The sequence below is a fragment of the Parabacteroides sp. PF5-6 genome (assembly GCF_029504695.1).
Taxonomy (GTDB): domain Bacteria; phylum Bacteroidota; class Bacteroidia; order Bacteroidales; family Tannerellaceae; genus QVMG01.
On record NZ_JAQFIN010000005.1, the window covers coordinates 62,325 to 76,171 of the forward strand.

Consider the following 13,847-nt stretch of genomic DNA (forward strand, 5'->3'; position numbering starts at 1 on the left):
TATGAGAGCAGTTGAAACAATTAAAAATATTTGGAAGATAGAGGATCTGAGAAACCGGATCCTCACCACTCTTTTGTTCGTGGCGATCTATCGCTTCGGAACATACGTGGTGATTCCGGGGGTAGACCCTCAATCGTTGACCGCTCTTCAAGAACAAACCCGTGGGGGTCTGTTAGCCTTATTGGATATGTTCTCCGGAGGTGCGTTTGCCAACGCGTCCATTTTTGCATTAGGTATCATGCCTTACATCTCTGCTTCGATCGTGATGCAGCTGTTGGCTATCGCAGTGCCTGCCATGCAGAAAATGCAACGCGAAGGGGAAAGCGGACGGAGAAAAATCAATCAATACACACGTTATCTGACAATCGCTATTCTTTTATTGCAAGGACCGACTTATCTGGTGAACCTCAGTGTTCAGCTTAGATCCGTAGGAGCAGCTTTGCCCAGTGGGATATTCTTCTCTATCTACGCTACGATTATTCTGGCCGCAGGTAGTATGTTTGTGCTCTGGTTAGGTGAAAGAATCACGGATAAAGGGATTGGTAACGGTATCTCATTCATCATTTTGGTGGGTATCATTGCTCGTCTGCCGCACTCCTTGTTCCAGGAATTTGTTTCCCGTACAAGTGAAAAGACCGGTGGTCTGGTGATGTTCCTGGCTGAAATCGTGTTCCTGTTGTTTGTAATTGCAGGTGCTATTCTTTTGGTACAAGGCGTACGTAAAGTGCCCGTTCAATATGCCAAACGGATCGTTGGAAATAAACAATATGGCGGCGCTCGTCAGTACATTCCTTTGAAAGTGAATGCAGCGAATGTGATGCCGATCATCTTTGCCCAGGCAATCATGTTTATTCCGATCTCCATTATAGGTTTTTCAAATACAGGTGAAGTAAGTCCTTTCTGGGCAGCCTTCATGGATAATACAGGGTTCTGGTACAACTTCGTATTTGCCTTGATGATTATCTTGTTTACCTATTTTTATACGGCAATTACAATTAATCCGACACAGATGGCGGATGACTTGAAGCGGAACAATGGTTTTATACCGGGAGTGAAGCCGGGTAAGTCTACCAAGGATTATCTCGATGCGATCATGGACCGTATAACCCTTCCGGGCGCGTTTTTCCTGGCATTGGTAGCTATCATGCCGGCGTTTGCCCGTATCTTTGGGGTAAGTATGGAATTCTCTCAATTCTTTGGGGGTACCTCCTTATTGATCCTTGTAGGGGTAGTGTTAGATACGCTGCAACAAGTGGAAAGCCATTTGTTGATGCGTCATTATGATGGATTGTTGAAATCCGGTAGAATTAAAGGCCGTGCAGGTTCTGCAGCTGCTTATTAAATAGAATGGTTTATCTAAAAACAGATGAAGAAATAGAGTTGATGCGTGAGGCAAATCAACTGGTAGGCAAAACGCAAGGCGAGTTAGCCAAACATATTGCTCCAGGTGTCTCCACGCTTCAATTAGATCAAATAGCGGAAGAATTCATTCGCGATCACGGAGCAACTCCGGCCTTCCTGGGATACGGCGGTTTCCCAAATTCAATCTGTGCTTCAGTAAATGATGTCGTTGTGCACGGTATACCTTCGGCCAAACAAATTTTGAAAGAAGGGGATATCATCTCAGTTGATATCGGTACGACTTTAAATGGATTTACTGGCGACTCGGCTTACACGTTTTGTGTGGGAGAGGTGAGCCCCGAAGTGAAAGAACTGTTGAAAGCAACAAAAGAGTCACTTTATATCGGGATCAAAGCAGCGGTAGAAGGCGCACGTATTGGGGATATAGGGCATGCGGTGCAGACGTATTGTGAAGCCAAAGGTTACTCTGTTGTCAGAGAACTGGTGGGACATGGTATCGGACGAAGTATGCATGAGGAACCGGAAGTGCCGAACTACGGACGCCGGGGATACGGTCCCTTGTTGCGGAACGGTATGTGTATATGTATCGAACCGATGATCAACATGGGACGTCGGAATGTGATCATTGAAAAGGATGGATGGACAGTCAGGACAAGAGACAACAAATATTCGGCTCATTTCGAACATTGTATCGTTATTCGTCCGGACGGACCGCAGATCCTTTCTTCATTCCAGTTTTTAGAAGAAGTTTTAGGCGATAATGCAATTTAAAATATATGGCTAAACAAGCAGCAATAGAACAAGACGGAGTAATTGTAGAAGCGTTATCAAACGCTATGTTTCGTGTAGAATTGGAGAACGGACATGAAATTACCGCCCATATCTCAGGAAAGATGCGTATGCATTATATCAAGATCCTGCCGGGCGATAAAGTAAGAGTGGAAATGTCTCCATACGATCTGACGAAAGGAAGAATTGCTTTTAGATACAAATAAAAATTACAAGATATGAAAGTAAGAGCATCTTTAAAGAAGCGGAGCGACGACTGCAAGATCGTTCGTAGAAAAGGCCGCTTGTACGTGATTAACAAGAAAAACCCGAAGTTTAAACAACGTCAGGGATAATTTATTAATTTTGCAAATTAATTAAAAGTATATGGCTATAAGAATAGTTGGTGTTGACTTACCACAAAATAAAAGAGGAGAGATTGCCTTGACTTATATCTATGGTATTGGTCGTAGTGCTTCAAACTCTATCTTAGAAAAAGCTGGTGTTGATCGCGATATCAAAGTAAAAGACTGGACAGACGACCAGGCTGCAAAAATACGTGAAGTAATTGGCGCAGAATTCAAAGTAGAAGGGGATCTTCGTTCAGAAGTTCAATTGAATATTAAACGATTGATGGATATCGGTTGCTACCGTGGTGTTCGTCATCGTATCGGTTTGCCTCTTCGTGGACAGAGCACAAAGAACAATGCTCGTACGCGTAAGGGTAAGAAGAAAACAGTTGCAAACAAGAAAAAAGCTACTAAATAATAAGAGTTAATATGGCAAAGAAAACAGTCGCAGCGAAGAAGAGAAATGTAAAGGTTGACGCAATGGGTCAAGCTCATATTCATTCTTCTTTTAATAACATTATTGTAACGCTTGCCAATAGCGATGGTCAGGTGATCAGCTGGTCTTCTGCCGGTAAGATGGGATTCCGTTCTTCTAAGAAGAATACTCCGTATGCCGCTCAGATGGCTGCACAGGACTGTGCGAAAGTAGCGTACGATCTGGGCTTGAGAAAAGTGAAGGTATATGTAAAGGGACCGGGTAACGGACGCGAGTCTGCTATTCGTACGATCCATGGTGCAGGAATTGAAGTAACGGAAATCGTTGACGTTACTCCATTGCCACATAACGGTTGTCGTCCTCCTAAAAAGAGAAGAGTATAATTAATCATAACGTTTCATTCTGAAGGAGTCTCGGATTGTGAATAGATTGCATATTGACCTTTCCCTCTCTGTAATCGCGGCTGCACGGTTCCTGATTTCTACGAAACAGTAAAACAATTAAAAAATGGCAAGATATACTGGACCAAAAACAAGAATTGCCCGTAAGTTCGGTGAACCCATCTTCGGACCGGATAAAGTACTTTCAAAGAAGAACTATCCTCCGGGCCAGCATGGTAATTCTCGCAAGAGAAAAACATCGGAATACGGTACGCAGCTGAAAGAGAAACAAAAAGCTAAATACACGTACGGTGTATTGGAAAAACAATTCCGTAACATGTTTGAGAAAGCTTCCCGTTCGAAAGGAATTACCGGTGAAGTGCTTCTGCAGTTACTGGAAATACGCTTAGATAACATTGTATTTCGTTTAGGCATTGCTCCTACACGTGCGGCTGCCCGTCAGTTAGTCTCTCACCGTCATATTACGGTTGATGGTAAGGTGGTAAATATTCCTTCTTACTCGCTGAAGCCGGGACAGGTTGTGGGTGTACGTGAAAAATCAAAATCTTTGGAAGTTGTGGCCGATGCTCTGTCGGGCTTCAACCACAGCAAGTATCCATGGATTGAGTGGGATCAGGCTTCTATGAGCGGGAAATTACTGCATATGCCCGAAAGAGCTGACATTCCTGAAAACATTAAAGAGCAGTTGATCGTAGAATTGTATTCTAAATAATAATTGATTTCCATGGCGATATTAGCATTTCAAAAACCCGATAAAGTATTAATGTTGGAAGCGGACAACTTTCACGGCAAGTTTGAGTTCCGTCCGTTAGAACCCGGTTACGGTATTACTATAGGTAATGCTTTACGCCGTATTCTCCTGTCGTCACTCGAAGGTTTTGCTATTACATCCATTAAGATCGAAGGTGTGGAACATGAATTTGGTACCATTCCCGGTGTGATTGAAGATGTAACAAACATTATCCTGAACCTGAAACAAGTCCGTTTCAAGCATATCGTTGACGATATAGAGAATGAAAAAGTAAGTATTACAGTTTCGGGCTCCGAAGTGTTCAAAGCCGGTGAGATTGGCAAACAACTGACAGGTTTCGAAGTATTGAACCCTGATCTGGTGATTTGCCGTTTGGAACCGAAAGCAAGTTTCCAACTCGAATTAACGATCAATAAAGGCCGTGGTTATGTGCCTGCCGATGAGAACCGTGAACTTTTCACTGATCCTCGCGTTATTGCGATCGACTCCATCTATACGCCGATCCGTAATGTGAAGTATGCAGTAGAGAACTTCCGTGTGGAGCAGAAGACTGACTACGAGAAATTGGTGATCGACATCGAAACCGATGGATCGATCCATCCGAAAGAAGCGTTGAAAGAAGCGGCAAAGATTCTGATTTATCATTTCATGTTATTCTCAGATGAAAAGATCGCGATTGAAACGGCTGATGTCGATGGCAACGAAGAATTCGATGAAGAAGTATTGCATATGCGTCAATTGCTCAAGAGCAAATTGGCAGATATGGATCTGTCGGTACGCGCGTTGAACTGTTTGAAAGCTGCTGATGTAGAAACACTGGGTGAACTGGTTAAATTCAATAAGAATGACTTACTGAAGTTCCGTAACTTTGGAAAGAAATCGCTCACCGAGCTGGATGAATTGCTTGAGAGCCTGAATCTTTCATTCGGTATGGATATCACAAAGTATAAATTAGATAAAGAGTAACTAAACGATGAGACATAATAAGAAAATCAATCATCTGGGTCGTACTGCCTCTCACCGTGCAGCAATGCTTTCCAATATGGCTTGTTCTTTGATCAAACACAAAAGGATCTTCACAACAACAGCCAAAGCGAAAGCGCTACGGAAGTATGTCGAGCCCATTATCAATAAGTCCAAGACGGACACAACACATTCCAGACGTGAAGTCTTCAGTACTTTGCAGGATAAATATGCTGTAACCGAACTCTTCCAGGAGGTAGCACAGAAGGTAGCCGATCGTCCGGGTGGATACACGCGTATCATCAAGACCGGTAACCGTTTGGGCGACAATGCAGCCATGTGCTTCATTGAACTGGTAGACTACAACGAGAATATGTTGAAAGAGAAAGCAGCCAAGAAAGCGAGAACCCGTCGTTCGCGCAAGAAAGCCGATGCTTCGGAAGTTGCTCCGGCAGCTGCCGTACAGGAAGAAGCACCGGTGGCCGAAGCCGCTGCGGAAGCTACAGAAGAAAAGGCAGCTGAATAATCAGGCTGTACTAAGCTATAGAGAGAGGGATCCCAACTGGGGTTCCTCTTTTTTGCTTTAGCCTCACCTCATTCTTCGTCTCAATCTGCGTGGACTCTGTCGGCAGTCAAAGACTGTTGTGATGACAATAGCCTCATTTTGCTCGTCAACAAAATAAACGATCTTATAATGCCTGCGAACGATTAGTGAACGATAGATCACTTCTTTGTCTATCAAGAGATCTTCTACTTTGGCCAATAAGGGGAAGGATTTAAGTCGCTCAGCAGCTTGTTTTATATCCGCGAATAGTTTTTTGGCAGCTCGTAAACTCTTTTCTTCATAGTATTGACAGATCTCTTCGATCCTATCATCGGCTTCGGGTGTCCAGATTATAACCCTCTTTCATGCTTCTTTAAGAATTCTTCGTGGGAGATTGTTTGTCCGTTTTGGTATTGCCGGAAACCTCTGTCGACCGAATTTCGTAGCTCTTCTGCATTCATTTGGCAAGGAGGTTCTGGCGTCTCTAAGATTTTGACGCAACTAAGCTTCTGCAAAAAGCGAAGTATTTCCTGCCCTTCCTTCTTTGTTTCGTCGATAATTACTGTTGTCATCTTGTTTTGCGTTTTTTATCGTATAAAAGTACATTTTTTCTCTGATATCTCCTAAGAAACTATCGCCTATTCCTTTTTATTTGCTAAATTTGCGATCGCGTTCCGCCGAGGCGGGACAGGAGCGAAGAAAGATATGGTATTTATATATAAACTAACTAATTAAAGGTTTTTTCAACATGGAAATTGTAAAAGTAACAGGTAGAGAGATTCTGGATTCCCGTGGTAATCCGACGGTAGAAGTAGATGTTCTTTTGGCTTCCGGCGCTTTTGGCCGTGCAGCTGTGCCTTCTGGTGCTTCAACGGGTGAAAACGAAGCGATCGAATTGCGCGATGGCGACAAAAAACGTTACCTGGGTAAAGGTGTTTTGAACGCTGTGAAGAACGTAAACGAAACGATTGCTCCGGCTCTTCTGGGTATGAACGCTTTGAACCAACGGGAGATCGACTATAAGATGATCGCTCTGGACGGCACGAAGACAAAATCCAAACTGGGAGCTAACGCTATCCTGGGTGTTTCTTTGGCGGTTGCCAGAGCAGCAGCTAACTACCTGGATCTGCCTTTGTATCGTTATATCGGTGGCACGAACGCTTATGTATTGCCGGTTCCGATGATGAATATCATCAACGGTGGTTCACACTCTGACGCTCCGATCGCATTCCAGGAATTCATGATCCGTCCGGTAGGCGCTTGCTGCTTCCGGGAAGGTTTGCGTATGGGTGCTGAAGTATTCCACGCATTGAAAAAGATCTTCCACGATCGTGGCTTGAGCACGGCAGTGGGCGACGAAGGTGGTTTCGCTCCGACATTGGAAGGAACAGAAGACGCGTTGAACTCTATCCTCAAAGCAATCGAAGCAGCCGGATATGTACCGGGTAAAGACGTAACAATCGCTCTGGACTGTGCCGCTTCTGAATTCTTCAACAAGAAAGATACCTACGACTACAGCAAATTCGAAGGCCCCAACGGCGCCAAACGTTCTTCTGCCGAGCAAGCGGAATACCTGGCTGAACTGGTAAGCAAGTATCCTATCGACTCTATCGAAGACGGTATGGACGAAAACGACTGGGAAGGCTGGAAACTGCTGACCGACAAGATCGGTGACAAATGCCAGTTGGTAGGTGACGACTTGTTCGTAACCAACGTTGACTTCCTGCAGAAAGGTATCGAAACGGGTTGCGCCAACTCTATCCTGATCAAGGTGAACCAGATCGGTTCGTTGACAGAAACAATGGATGCTATCGAAATGGCTCACCGCAACGGTTATACTTCCGTTACTTCTCACCGTTCAGGTGAAACCGAAGACGCTACGATCGCCGATATCGCTGTAGCAACCAACTCAGGTCAGATCAAGACCGGTTCACTGAGCCGTTCCGACCGTATGGCTAAATACAACCAATTGCTCCGTATCGAAGAAGAGCTGGGCGATTTGGCACGTTATGGCTACAAAACGTTCAAGAAGTAAGGAATTATTTCAAAGTATAGGAAGGCGGCTCCACAACGGGGCCGCTTTTTTTGGATCCTTAGGGCAGAAAAAAGAGTAAGAGGTACCTCAAAAATAATTATGACGTACCTCTAAACAAATTATGAGGTACCTCAAAAACAATTATGAGGTACCTCAAAACAATTTATGACGTACCTCATACCGGAAATAGCCGGTCGGATGGGTTGCATTTCTGCCGAAAGTGTTGTACGTTTGTCCGGCAATCTATTGAAAACAACCTAATTGCTCTGTTATCATGAAAAAACCTGCTCTTCAACGTTTAGAGTCGCTGGACGTGCTCCGGGGCTTCGATTTGTTTTGCCTGGTGGCTTTGGAAGGGATCATGCATCCGTTGGCGCGTGCGGTGGATGCGCCGTGGTTCGATCGTTTGATGTGGAATTTCAGCCATATCGGGTGGGAGGGGTTCTCGACCTGGGACCTGGTGATGCCTTTGTTTATGTTTATGGCCGGCGTGTCGATGCCTTTTGCTTTGTCGCGCTACCGGGAATTGCCCGATAAGATGGCGGTCTATCGGCGGGTTATCAAGCGGGTCGTTTTGCTTTGGATATTCGGAATGATGTGTCAGGGCAATCTTTTGGCGTTGGATCCCGATCGAATCTATTTCTACTCGAATACGTTGCAGGCCATTGCGATGGGCTACCTGATTGCCGCGCTGTTGTTTCTGCATGTGGGCATCAAGGCGCAGATCGCTACCGCTGCCGCGCTGTTGTTGGGCTATTGGGGGCTGATGCAGTTTGTGACGGTCGACGGTTTCGGCGGAGGCAATTACACGGCAGACGGCAACCTGGCCGAATGGGTCGATCGCGCCGTACTGGGCCGCTTCCGCGACGGTGCCCGTGTGGAAGATGGGGGCGTTGTTTTTTCTCCCCGCTACCGCTATACCTGGATCCTGAGCAGCCTGAACTTCGGGGTGACGGTACTCAGCGGTGTCTTTGCCGGTCATATCCTGAAAAACAAGGTGACGACACAGAAACGGAAATTGATGCTCTTGTTTGCGATCGGTGCCGCCCTGGTCGCCGCCGGATGGCTATGGCACCTGCAGATGCCGGTGATCAAAAAGATCTGGACCAGCTCGATGACCCTGGTCAGCAGCGGCTATTGCTTCCTGTTGATGGGCTTGTTCTACTACCTGATCGATTACAAAGGCTACCGCCGGCATACGACCTGGCTGAAGGTCTACGGCATGAATTCCATCGTGGCCTATATGCTGGCCATGTGTGTCAGTTTCCAGAGTGTCAGCCACTCCCTCTTCCGTGGATTCGAGCAGTATATCGGCGCCTACTACCCGGCACTGATCGCCGCAAGCAATGCCGCGATCATTTACCTGATATTATGGCTGATGTATAAACGCGGCGTCTTTTTGAAGGTCTAAAGCCGGGCAAGACTTGTTTTTTTCGTATTTTTGTAAACACAAAGACATGAAACGGTGTATCTATATAGGAGAAGCCTTGTCTACTCTTTGATTGAATTAAGTATTAATTAAAAATGTTATCATGAAAACTAAATCTTTGGTCTTTGTACTAATGACTTGCTTCCTGTTTATTTGTGGGGAGGTAGTAGGTCAGATGATTAAAACTCCAGTGCCTTCCCGCCCCGCAGGTCAGAAAGATGTATTACGCTTGACAGCCGATCCGATTCCGACGGTACGCGTAGCCTTTATCGGTTTGGGTATGCGCGGTCCGGGTGCGGTAAACCGTATGGCCCAGATCGACGGCGTCGAAATCGTTGCCCTTTGCGACCTTCGCCAGGAACGCGTGGAAGCGGTAAACAAGAACCTGGTCGAACGCTTTGGAAAACCGAAAGCGAAAGAATTCTATGGCGACGCTGAAATCTGGCGTCAGGTAACGGCTCTGCCGAATGTCGATCTGATCTACATCGCAACCGACTGGCTGAACCATGCCCGTATGGGTGTTCAGGCCATGAAAGACGGTAAGCATGTCGCTATCGAAGTGCCTTCGGCATTGACTATGGAAGAGATCTGGGAGCTGATCGATACCTCGGAGAAAACCCGCAAACACTGTATGCAGTTGGAAAACTGTGTGTACGACTTCTTTGAGCTTACCTCATTGAATATGGCGCAACAAGGCGTGTTCGGTGAGATCCTGCACGGCGAAGGCGCGTATATCCATGGCTTGCAACAGTTCTGGGGATCCTACTGGAACAACTGGCGTATGGACTTCAACCGCAAACACCGGGGCGACGTCTATCCGACACACGGACTGCTGCCCGTCGCGCTGGCGATGAACATTCACCGCGGCGATAAGATGAATTACCTGGTGTCTATGGATACGAAAGCCGTAGGTAACCCGGCGTATATCAAAGAAACAACCGGCGAAGAGGTGACCGATTTCCGCGCCGGCGACCATACGATGACAATGATCCGTACCGAAAAGGGGAAAACAATCATGATCCAGCACGACGTGACCTCTCCCCGTCCTTACAGCCGGATGTTCCAGCTGTCGGGTACCCAAGGCTTTGCCAACAAATACCCGATGCCGGGCTTCGCTTTGAATGCCGGAACCGTCGACTCGGAAGGGGTGCCCAACCATGAAGACCTCAACGCCCACCGCTTCGTGAACGAAGATACACGCAAAGCTTTGATGGAGAAATACAAACACCCCATCGCTAAAGGCATCGAAGAGAAAGCGAAACAGGTCGGAGGCCATGGCGGTATGGACTTTATCATGGACTACCGGATGATCTACTGCCTGCAGAACGGATTACCCCTGGATATGGACGTGTACGACCTGGCCGAATCCTGCTGCCTGATCCCGTTGACCGAGATCTCTCTGGACAACAACTCCGCACCGGTCGAAATCCCCGACTTCACCCGTGGCGCCTGGAACAAGCTCACCACCGTTGAATTCTCTGAATAAGCATTCAAACACAATATTCTCAAGCCGGCTGCACTCTCTGCAGCCGGCTTTTTTCATGCATTCAACCGCATACGACTCATTTATTACTATCTTTACGAACTTTACTAAACCTATGCGGCAAAGAATCTTTATATGGATGATAACTTTTCTGGCTTTGGGCTGGGGCAGTGTGCAAGCCCAGTCCAACCACGTGGATATTGAGCCGGGCCAACACACGATAGAAGAGGTGATCGAACATATCGAACGCAATAGCGACTATATCTTTTTCTACAATACCAACCTGCCCGATCTGGCGGAGAAGATCGAGATCACCCGGCCGAAAGACACGATAGAAAACCTGCTCCGACAGATCACCCGGGGGCGGAATATCCGCTATTCGATCGTTGGGCGACAGATTGTGCTCTACAAGAATCAAAGCCCTGAAAACCATGCTGCCGATGAACGCAAAGTCGTTATCCACGGGCGCGTGAATGACCCGGGCGGAATCCCCGTTATCGGCGCCAATATCATCGAAAAAGGTTCTACCAACGGAACCGTTTCCGACAACGAAGGCCGTTTCAGCTTCTTTGTCCAGCCCGACGCGACAATCCAGGTCTCCTATGTCGGCTTCGTCACCCAGGAAATACCTATCACCACACACGACCGCCCTTTGCTCATTTTTCTGCAGGAAGATGCCAACCTCTTGAACGAACTGGTGGTGATCGGATACGGAACGATGCAAAAGAGACAGGTGACCAGTGCTATTACCTCCCTTTCGAGCGATGATCTGTTGAAAGGAACAGCCTCTTCTACAGTCGCCGCCTCTCTGATCGGGAAGATCACCGGATTGGTATTGCATGAAACGTCGAGTGTGAATGCCAATGCCACGCTTCAATTGCGCGGGGTGGGCTCAATCAACGCGGAGAAGGAACCGCTGATCGTTGTCGACGGTATGCCCGGCGCCGATATCCGGTCGGTACTGCCGGAAGATATCGAATCGATCGATGTCTTGAAAGATGCTTCCGCCGGAGCAATCTATGGCTCGCGTGCTTCGACCGGTGTGATACTGATCACCACCCAATCGAGTAGAATAACCAATGGAGCCATTAAACTCAACTATTCGAGTGAAGCCGTTCTGAAACAGGCAACCAATAAACCCAGGATGCTTACCGCTGAAGAATATGTGCAATACAATCGCGGGACGGACTATGGATCGAAAGCCGACTGGTGGAACGAATCGATGAACGACGACAAATGGTCTCAGCGCCATGTCGTCTCCCTGCAAAGCGGCGTGCACAACTCCCAGATCTATGCTTCCATGTCGTACGAGAATATGAAAGGACTGAAGAAGTTCGAAGAAAGTACCCGTTATTCCGGACGGGTGAATGCCAACTTCAAACTGTTGGACGATTGGGTGGAGATCAAAACGCATGTCGATTACCGCCAGAACACCCGCCAGGGAGTAGGGGCAGAGTATACCCCAAACTTAGACCAGGCCTTGCGAAACAATCCGACCCGTTCCCCTTATGATCCCGATAGCCAGACCGGATACAATATCTGGCTGAATGAAAACCTCGACTATAATACCATTGCCGATGCGGCAACCTCCACTTCGGAAGGGCTGGACAAATGGTTTAAACCGGATGTGACCTTGAAACTGAACATCCAGTCTTTGCCCGGACTCTCCCTGCAACAAACCATCGCTTACGAGAACCGGCAGTGGGAACTGCATCAATGGAAGTCGCGACATCACCGCGAACAGTTGGAATACGGATACACCGGGAAGGCCAAGCTGGACTTCAGCAAGACCGAGTTCCTGACATCGGAAGGTTTCTTGAACTATATGAATACTTTCGGCGATCACACAATCACTTCCGTAGGCGGATATAGCTATTGGGAGAGGAACAATGAATCGTTCGGAGTGGAAAATCAAAACTTCACGAACGACCGGGTGCAATACTGGAATATCGGTGAAGGCAAAGACCTGAGAACCGGCGAAGCCGGTATGTATTCCTCCAAAAGCATCACCGAGAAGCTACTGGCCTATTTCGTGCGTGCCAATTACGCCTACCAAGATAAGTATATGCTGATGGCAACCTACCGGCACGAAGGCTCTTCGAAGTTTGCCGCCAATAACCGGTGGGGAAACTTCTGGTCGCTCTCGGCCGGTTGGCGCTTGTCTAAAGAACCGTTCATGTGGAATTGTTATTGGTTAGACGATTTGAAATTCCGCTTGGGATATGGCGTGGTAGGGAATAACGGTTTCAAAGCCGAATACGCAGCAACCATGTATGGCTCGGACGCTTTATGGACACTGCCCGGTGGAACCTGGTCGTATTCGTACGGCAAAGTAAACAACCTGAATAAAGAATTGAAATGGGAAGAGCAAAGAGAATGGAATATCGGTTTGGATTATTCTCTTTTCAAGCACCGGTTGTATGGAAAGTTCGATCTGTTTCGCCGAAGAAATCACGGGTTAATCTTTGAAGTGCAGGTATCGCAGCCTCCCTATGTTCATCAGACCATGTTTAAGAATGTAGGTGTGTTGTCCAAGAGAGGATGGGAGTTTGAGATCGGTTACGATATGGTTCGTAATAGAGACTGGCAGTACTCGACCAACATCGGATTCTCATCGCTGACGCAGCAAGTCGAATCGCTTTGGGGCGATCAGTCTTATTTCGATGAGGCCGGCTTCCCTTCGCCCGGGACACCGGGCAATGCCATCCGGATAGAAGAGGGAGTGAAGATCGGACAGTTCCACCTGTGGAAGTTTGCCGGATTCGATGAGAATGGGAACTGGCTCCTATACGATAAAGACGGAGAAGTGATACCCGCCAGTCAGAAAAGGAACGAGGATAAACAGTATATGGGGAATTATTATCCCCGGTTGACCGTCAATTGGAACCACGCGCTTACCTATAAAAACTTCGACCTGAGCCTGACACTATTGAGCTATATCGACTTTGATATCTATAATGCGATCGATATGTACTATGGAATATCCAATGTCAGCAACCTCAATGTTCTGAAGAAAGCCTATACCGACTATGCGCATATCAAAGGCGAGAAAGAGCTCTGCGACTTCTTCCTGCAGGACGGCAGTTTCCTGAAGATACAGAATATCTATCTGGGTTATACCTACAACCTGAAGAAACACTCCCGGCTGTTGGATAAGATTCGCTTTTACCTGTCGGTTAATAATGCGTACACCTTTACCCGCTACAAAGGAAGCGACCCTTCTACCGTCAATATCACCGGCCTGAACCAGGGCATCGACTGGCATAACGACATCAATCCCATGGCCCGCACCTTCTCTTTTGGGCTTAATATTACCTTATAGATA

14 protein-coding genes are annotated in these 13,847 nt (G+C 47.0%); 13 read left to right on the forward strand and 1 reads right to left on the reverse strand.

Annotated features, from left to right (window positions below; translation table 11 throughout):
* Window position 1: 1 nt before the first annotated feature.
* The 9 genes from secY (at window position 2) to rplQ (ending at window position 5,557) form a co-directional block, all read left to right on the forward strand.
* Entirely contained in the window at window positions 2-1,342 is a 1,341-nt protein-coding gene (gene secY / locus M2133_RS07910; RefSeq protein ID WP_277465535.1) for a preprotein translocase subunit SecY, read from the forward strand.
* Window positions 1,343-1,347: 5 nt separating this feature from the next.
* A complete protein-coding gene (gene map / locus M2133_RS07915) occupies window positions 1,348-2,133 on the forward strand; it encodes a type I methionyl aminopeptidase (RefSeq protein ID WP_277465536.1) in 786 nt (261 codons plus the stop codon).
* Between the two features lie 5 nt (window positions 2,134-2,138).
* Window positions 2,139-2,357 carry a translation initiation factor IF-1 gene (infA, locus tag M2133_RS07920; RefSeq protein ID WP_178595779.1) on the forward strand — a complete coding sequence of 73 codons (219 nt, stop codon included), beginning with the start codon at window positions 2,139-2,141 and terminating at the stop codon, window positions 2,355-2,357.
* 12 nt (window positions 2,358-2,369) lie between these two features.
* Window positions 2,370-2,486 (forward strand): type B 50S ribosomal protein L36, encoded by a 117-nt coding sequence (ykgO, locus tag M2133_RS07925; RefSeq protein ID WP_277465538.1) that lies wholly within the window; start codon window positions 2,370-2,372, stop codon window positions 2,484-2,486.
* 31 nt (window positions 2,487-2,517) lie between these two features.
* On the forward strand, window positions 2,518-2,898 hold the full coding sequence (rpsM, locus tag M2133_RS07930; RefSeq protein WP_277465539.1) for a 30S ribosomal protein S13: 381 nt from the start codon (window positions 2,518-2,520) through the stop codon (window positions 2,896-2,898).
* Window positions 2,899-2,909: 11 nt separating this feature from the next.
* On the forward strand, window positions 2,910-3,299 hold the full coding sequence (rpsK, locus tag M2133_RS07935) for a 30S ribosomal protein S11 (RefSeq protein ID WP_277465540.1): 390 nt from the start codon (window positions 2,910-2,912) through the stop codon (window positions 3,297-3,299).
* Window positions 3,300-3,423: 124 nt separating this feature from the next.
* Entirely contained in the window at window positions 3,424-4,029 is a 606-nt protein-coding gene (gene rpsD, locus M2133_RS07940; protein ID WP_277465541.1) for a 30S ribosomal protein S4, read from the forward strand.
* A gap of 12 nt (window positions 4,030-4,041) precedes the next feature.
* Entirely contained in the window at window positions 4,042-5,034 is a 993-nt protein-coding gene (locus M2133_RS07945) for a DNA-directed RNA polymerase subunit alpha (protein WP_277465542.1), read from the forward strand.
* A 7-nt stretch (window positions 5,035-5,041) separates the two neighbouring features.
* A complete protein-coding gene (rplQ, locus tag M2133_RS07950; RefSeq protein WP_277465543.1) occupies window positions 5,042-5,557 on the forward strand; it encodes a 50S ribosomal protein L17 in 516 nt (171 codons plus the stop codon).
* A gap of 368 nt (window positions 5,558-5,925) precedes the next feature.
* On the opposite strand, the gene M2133_RS07955 is transcribed toward rplQ, so the two are convergent.
* Complete coding sequence (locus tag M2133_RS07955; protein WP_277465544.1) at window positions 5,926-6,147, reverse strand: hypothetical protein; 222 nt, start codon at window positions 6,145-6,147, stop codon at window positions 5,926-5,928.
* A 176-nt stretch (window positions 6,148-6,323) separates the two neighbouring features.
* On the opposite strand from M2133_RS07955, the gene eno reads away from it, so the two are divergent.
* The 4 genes from eno (at window position 6,324) to M2133_RS07975 (ending at window position 13,844) form a co-directional block, all read left to right on the forward strand.
* Window positions 6,324-7,610 carry a phosphopyruvate hydratase gene (gene eno / locus M2133_RS07960; protein ID WP_277465545.1) on the forward strand — a complete coding sequence of 429 codons (1,287 nt, stop codon included), beginning with the start codon at window positions 6,324-6,326 and terminating at the stop codon, window positions 7,608-7,610.
* 274 nt (window positions 7,611-7,884) lie between these two features.
* Window positions 7,885-9,021: a DUF5009 domain-containing protein gene (locus M2133_RS07965; RefSeq protein ID WP_277465546.1), complete on the forward strand. Its 1,137-nt coding sequence runs from the start codon at window positions 7,885-7,887 to the stop codon at window positions 9,019-9,021.
* A gap of 151 nt (window positions 9,022-9,172) precedes the next feature.
* Window positions 9,173-10,525, forward strand: a complete 1,353-nt coding sequence (locus M2133_RS07970) for a Gfo/Idh/MocA family oxidoreductase (RefSeq protein ID WP_277465767.1) — start codon at window positions 9,173-9,175, stop codon at window positions 10,523-10,525.
* 136 nt (window positions 10,526-10,661) lie between these two features.
* Complete coding sequence (locus tag M2133_RS07975; RefSeq protein WP_277465547.1) at window positions 10,662-13,844, forward strand: SusC/RagA family TonB-linked outer membrane protein; 3,183 nt, start codon at window positions 10,662-10,664, stop codon at window positions 13,842-13,844.
* The last annotated feature ends 3 nt before the right edge of the window (window positions 13,845-13,847 follow it).

What these genes read in the sequence shown, in the direction of transcription:
- secY (WP_277465535.1), top strand. Translation starts at nt 2, where the DNA reads ATGAGAGCAGTTGAAACAATTAAAAATATTTGGAAGATAGAGGATCTG.
- map (WP_277465536.1), top strand. Translation starts at nt 1,348, where the DNA reads ATGGTTTATCTAAAAACAGATGAAGAAATAGAGTTGATGCGTGAGGCA.
- infA (WP_178595779.1), top strand. Translation starts at nt 2,139, where the DNA reads ATGGCTAAACAAGCAGCAATAGAACAAGACGGAGTAATTGTAGAAGCG.
- ykgO (WP_277465538.1), top strand. Translation starts at nt 2,370, where the DNA reads ATGAAAGTAAGAGCATCTTTAAAGAAGCGGAGCGACGACTGCAAGATC.
- rpsM (WP_277465539.1), top strand. Translation starts at nt 2,518, where the DNA reads ATGGCTATAAGAATAGTTGGTGTTGACTTACCACAAAATAAAAGAGGA.
- rpsK (WP_277465540.1), top strand. Translation starts at nt 2,910, where the DNA reads ATGGCAAAGAAAACAGTCGCAGCGAAGAAGAGAAATGTAAAGGTTGAC.
- rpsD (WP_277465541.1), top strand. Translation starts at nt 3,424, where the DNA reads ATGGCAAGATATACTGGACCAAAAACAAGAATTGCCCGTAAGTTCGGT.
- M2133_RS07945 (WP_277465542.1), top strand. Translation starts at nt 4,042, where the DNA reads ATGGCGATATTAGCATTTCAAAAACCCGATAAAGTATTAATGTTGGAA.
- rplQ (WP_277465543.1), top strand. Translation starts at nt 5,042, where the DNA reads ATGAGACATAATAAGAAAATCAATCATCTGGGTCGTACTGCCTCTCAC.
- M2133_RS07955 (WP_277465544.1), bottom strand. Translation starts at nt 6,147, where the DNA reads ATGACAACAGTAATTATCGACGAAACAAAGAAGGAAGGGCAGGAAATA.
- eno (WP_277465545.1), top strand. Translation starts at nt 6,324, where the DNA reads ATGGAAATTGTAAAAGTAACAGGTAGAGAGATTCTGGATTCCCGTGGT.
- M2133_RS07965 (WP_277465546.1), top strand. Translation starts at nt 7,885, where the DNA reads ATGAAAAAACCTGCTCTTCAACGTTTAGAGTCGCTGGACGTGCTCCGG.
- M2133_RS07970 (WP_277465767.1), top strand. Translation starts at nt 9,173, where the DNA reads ATGACTTGCTTCCTGTTTATTTGTGGGGAGGTAGTAGGTCAGATGATT.
- M2133_RS07975 (WP_277465547.1), top strand. Translation starts at nt 10,662, where the DNA reads ATGATAACTTTTCTGGCTTTGGGCTGGGGCAGTGTGCAAGCCCAGTCC.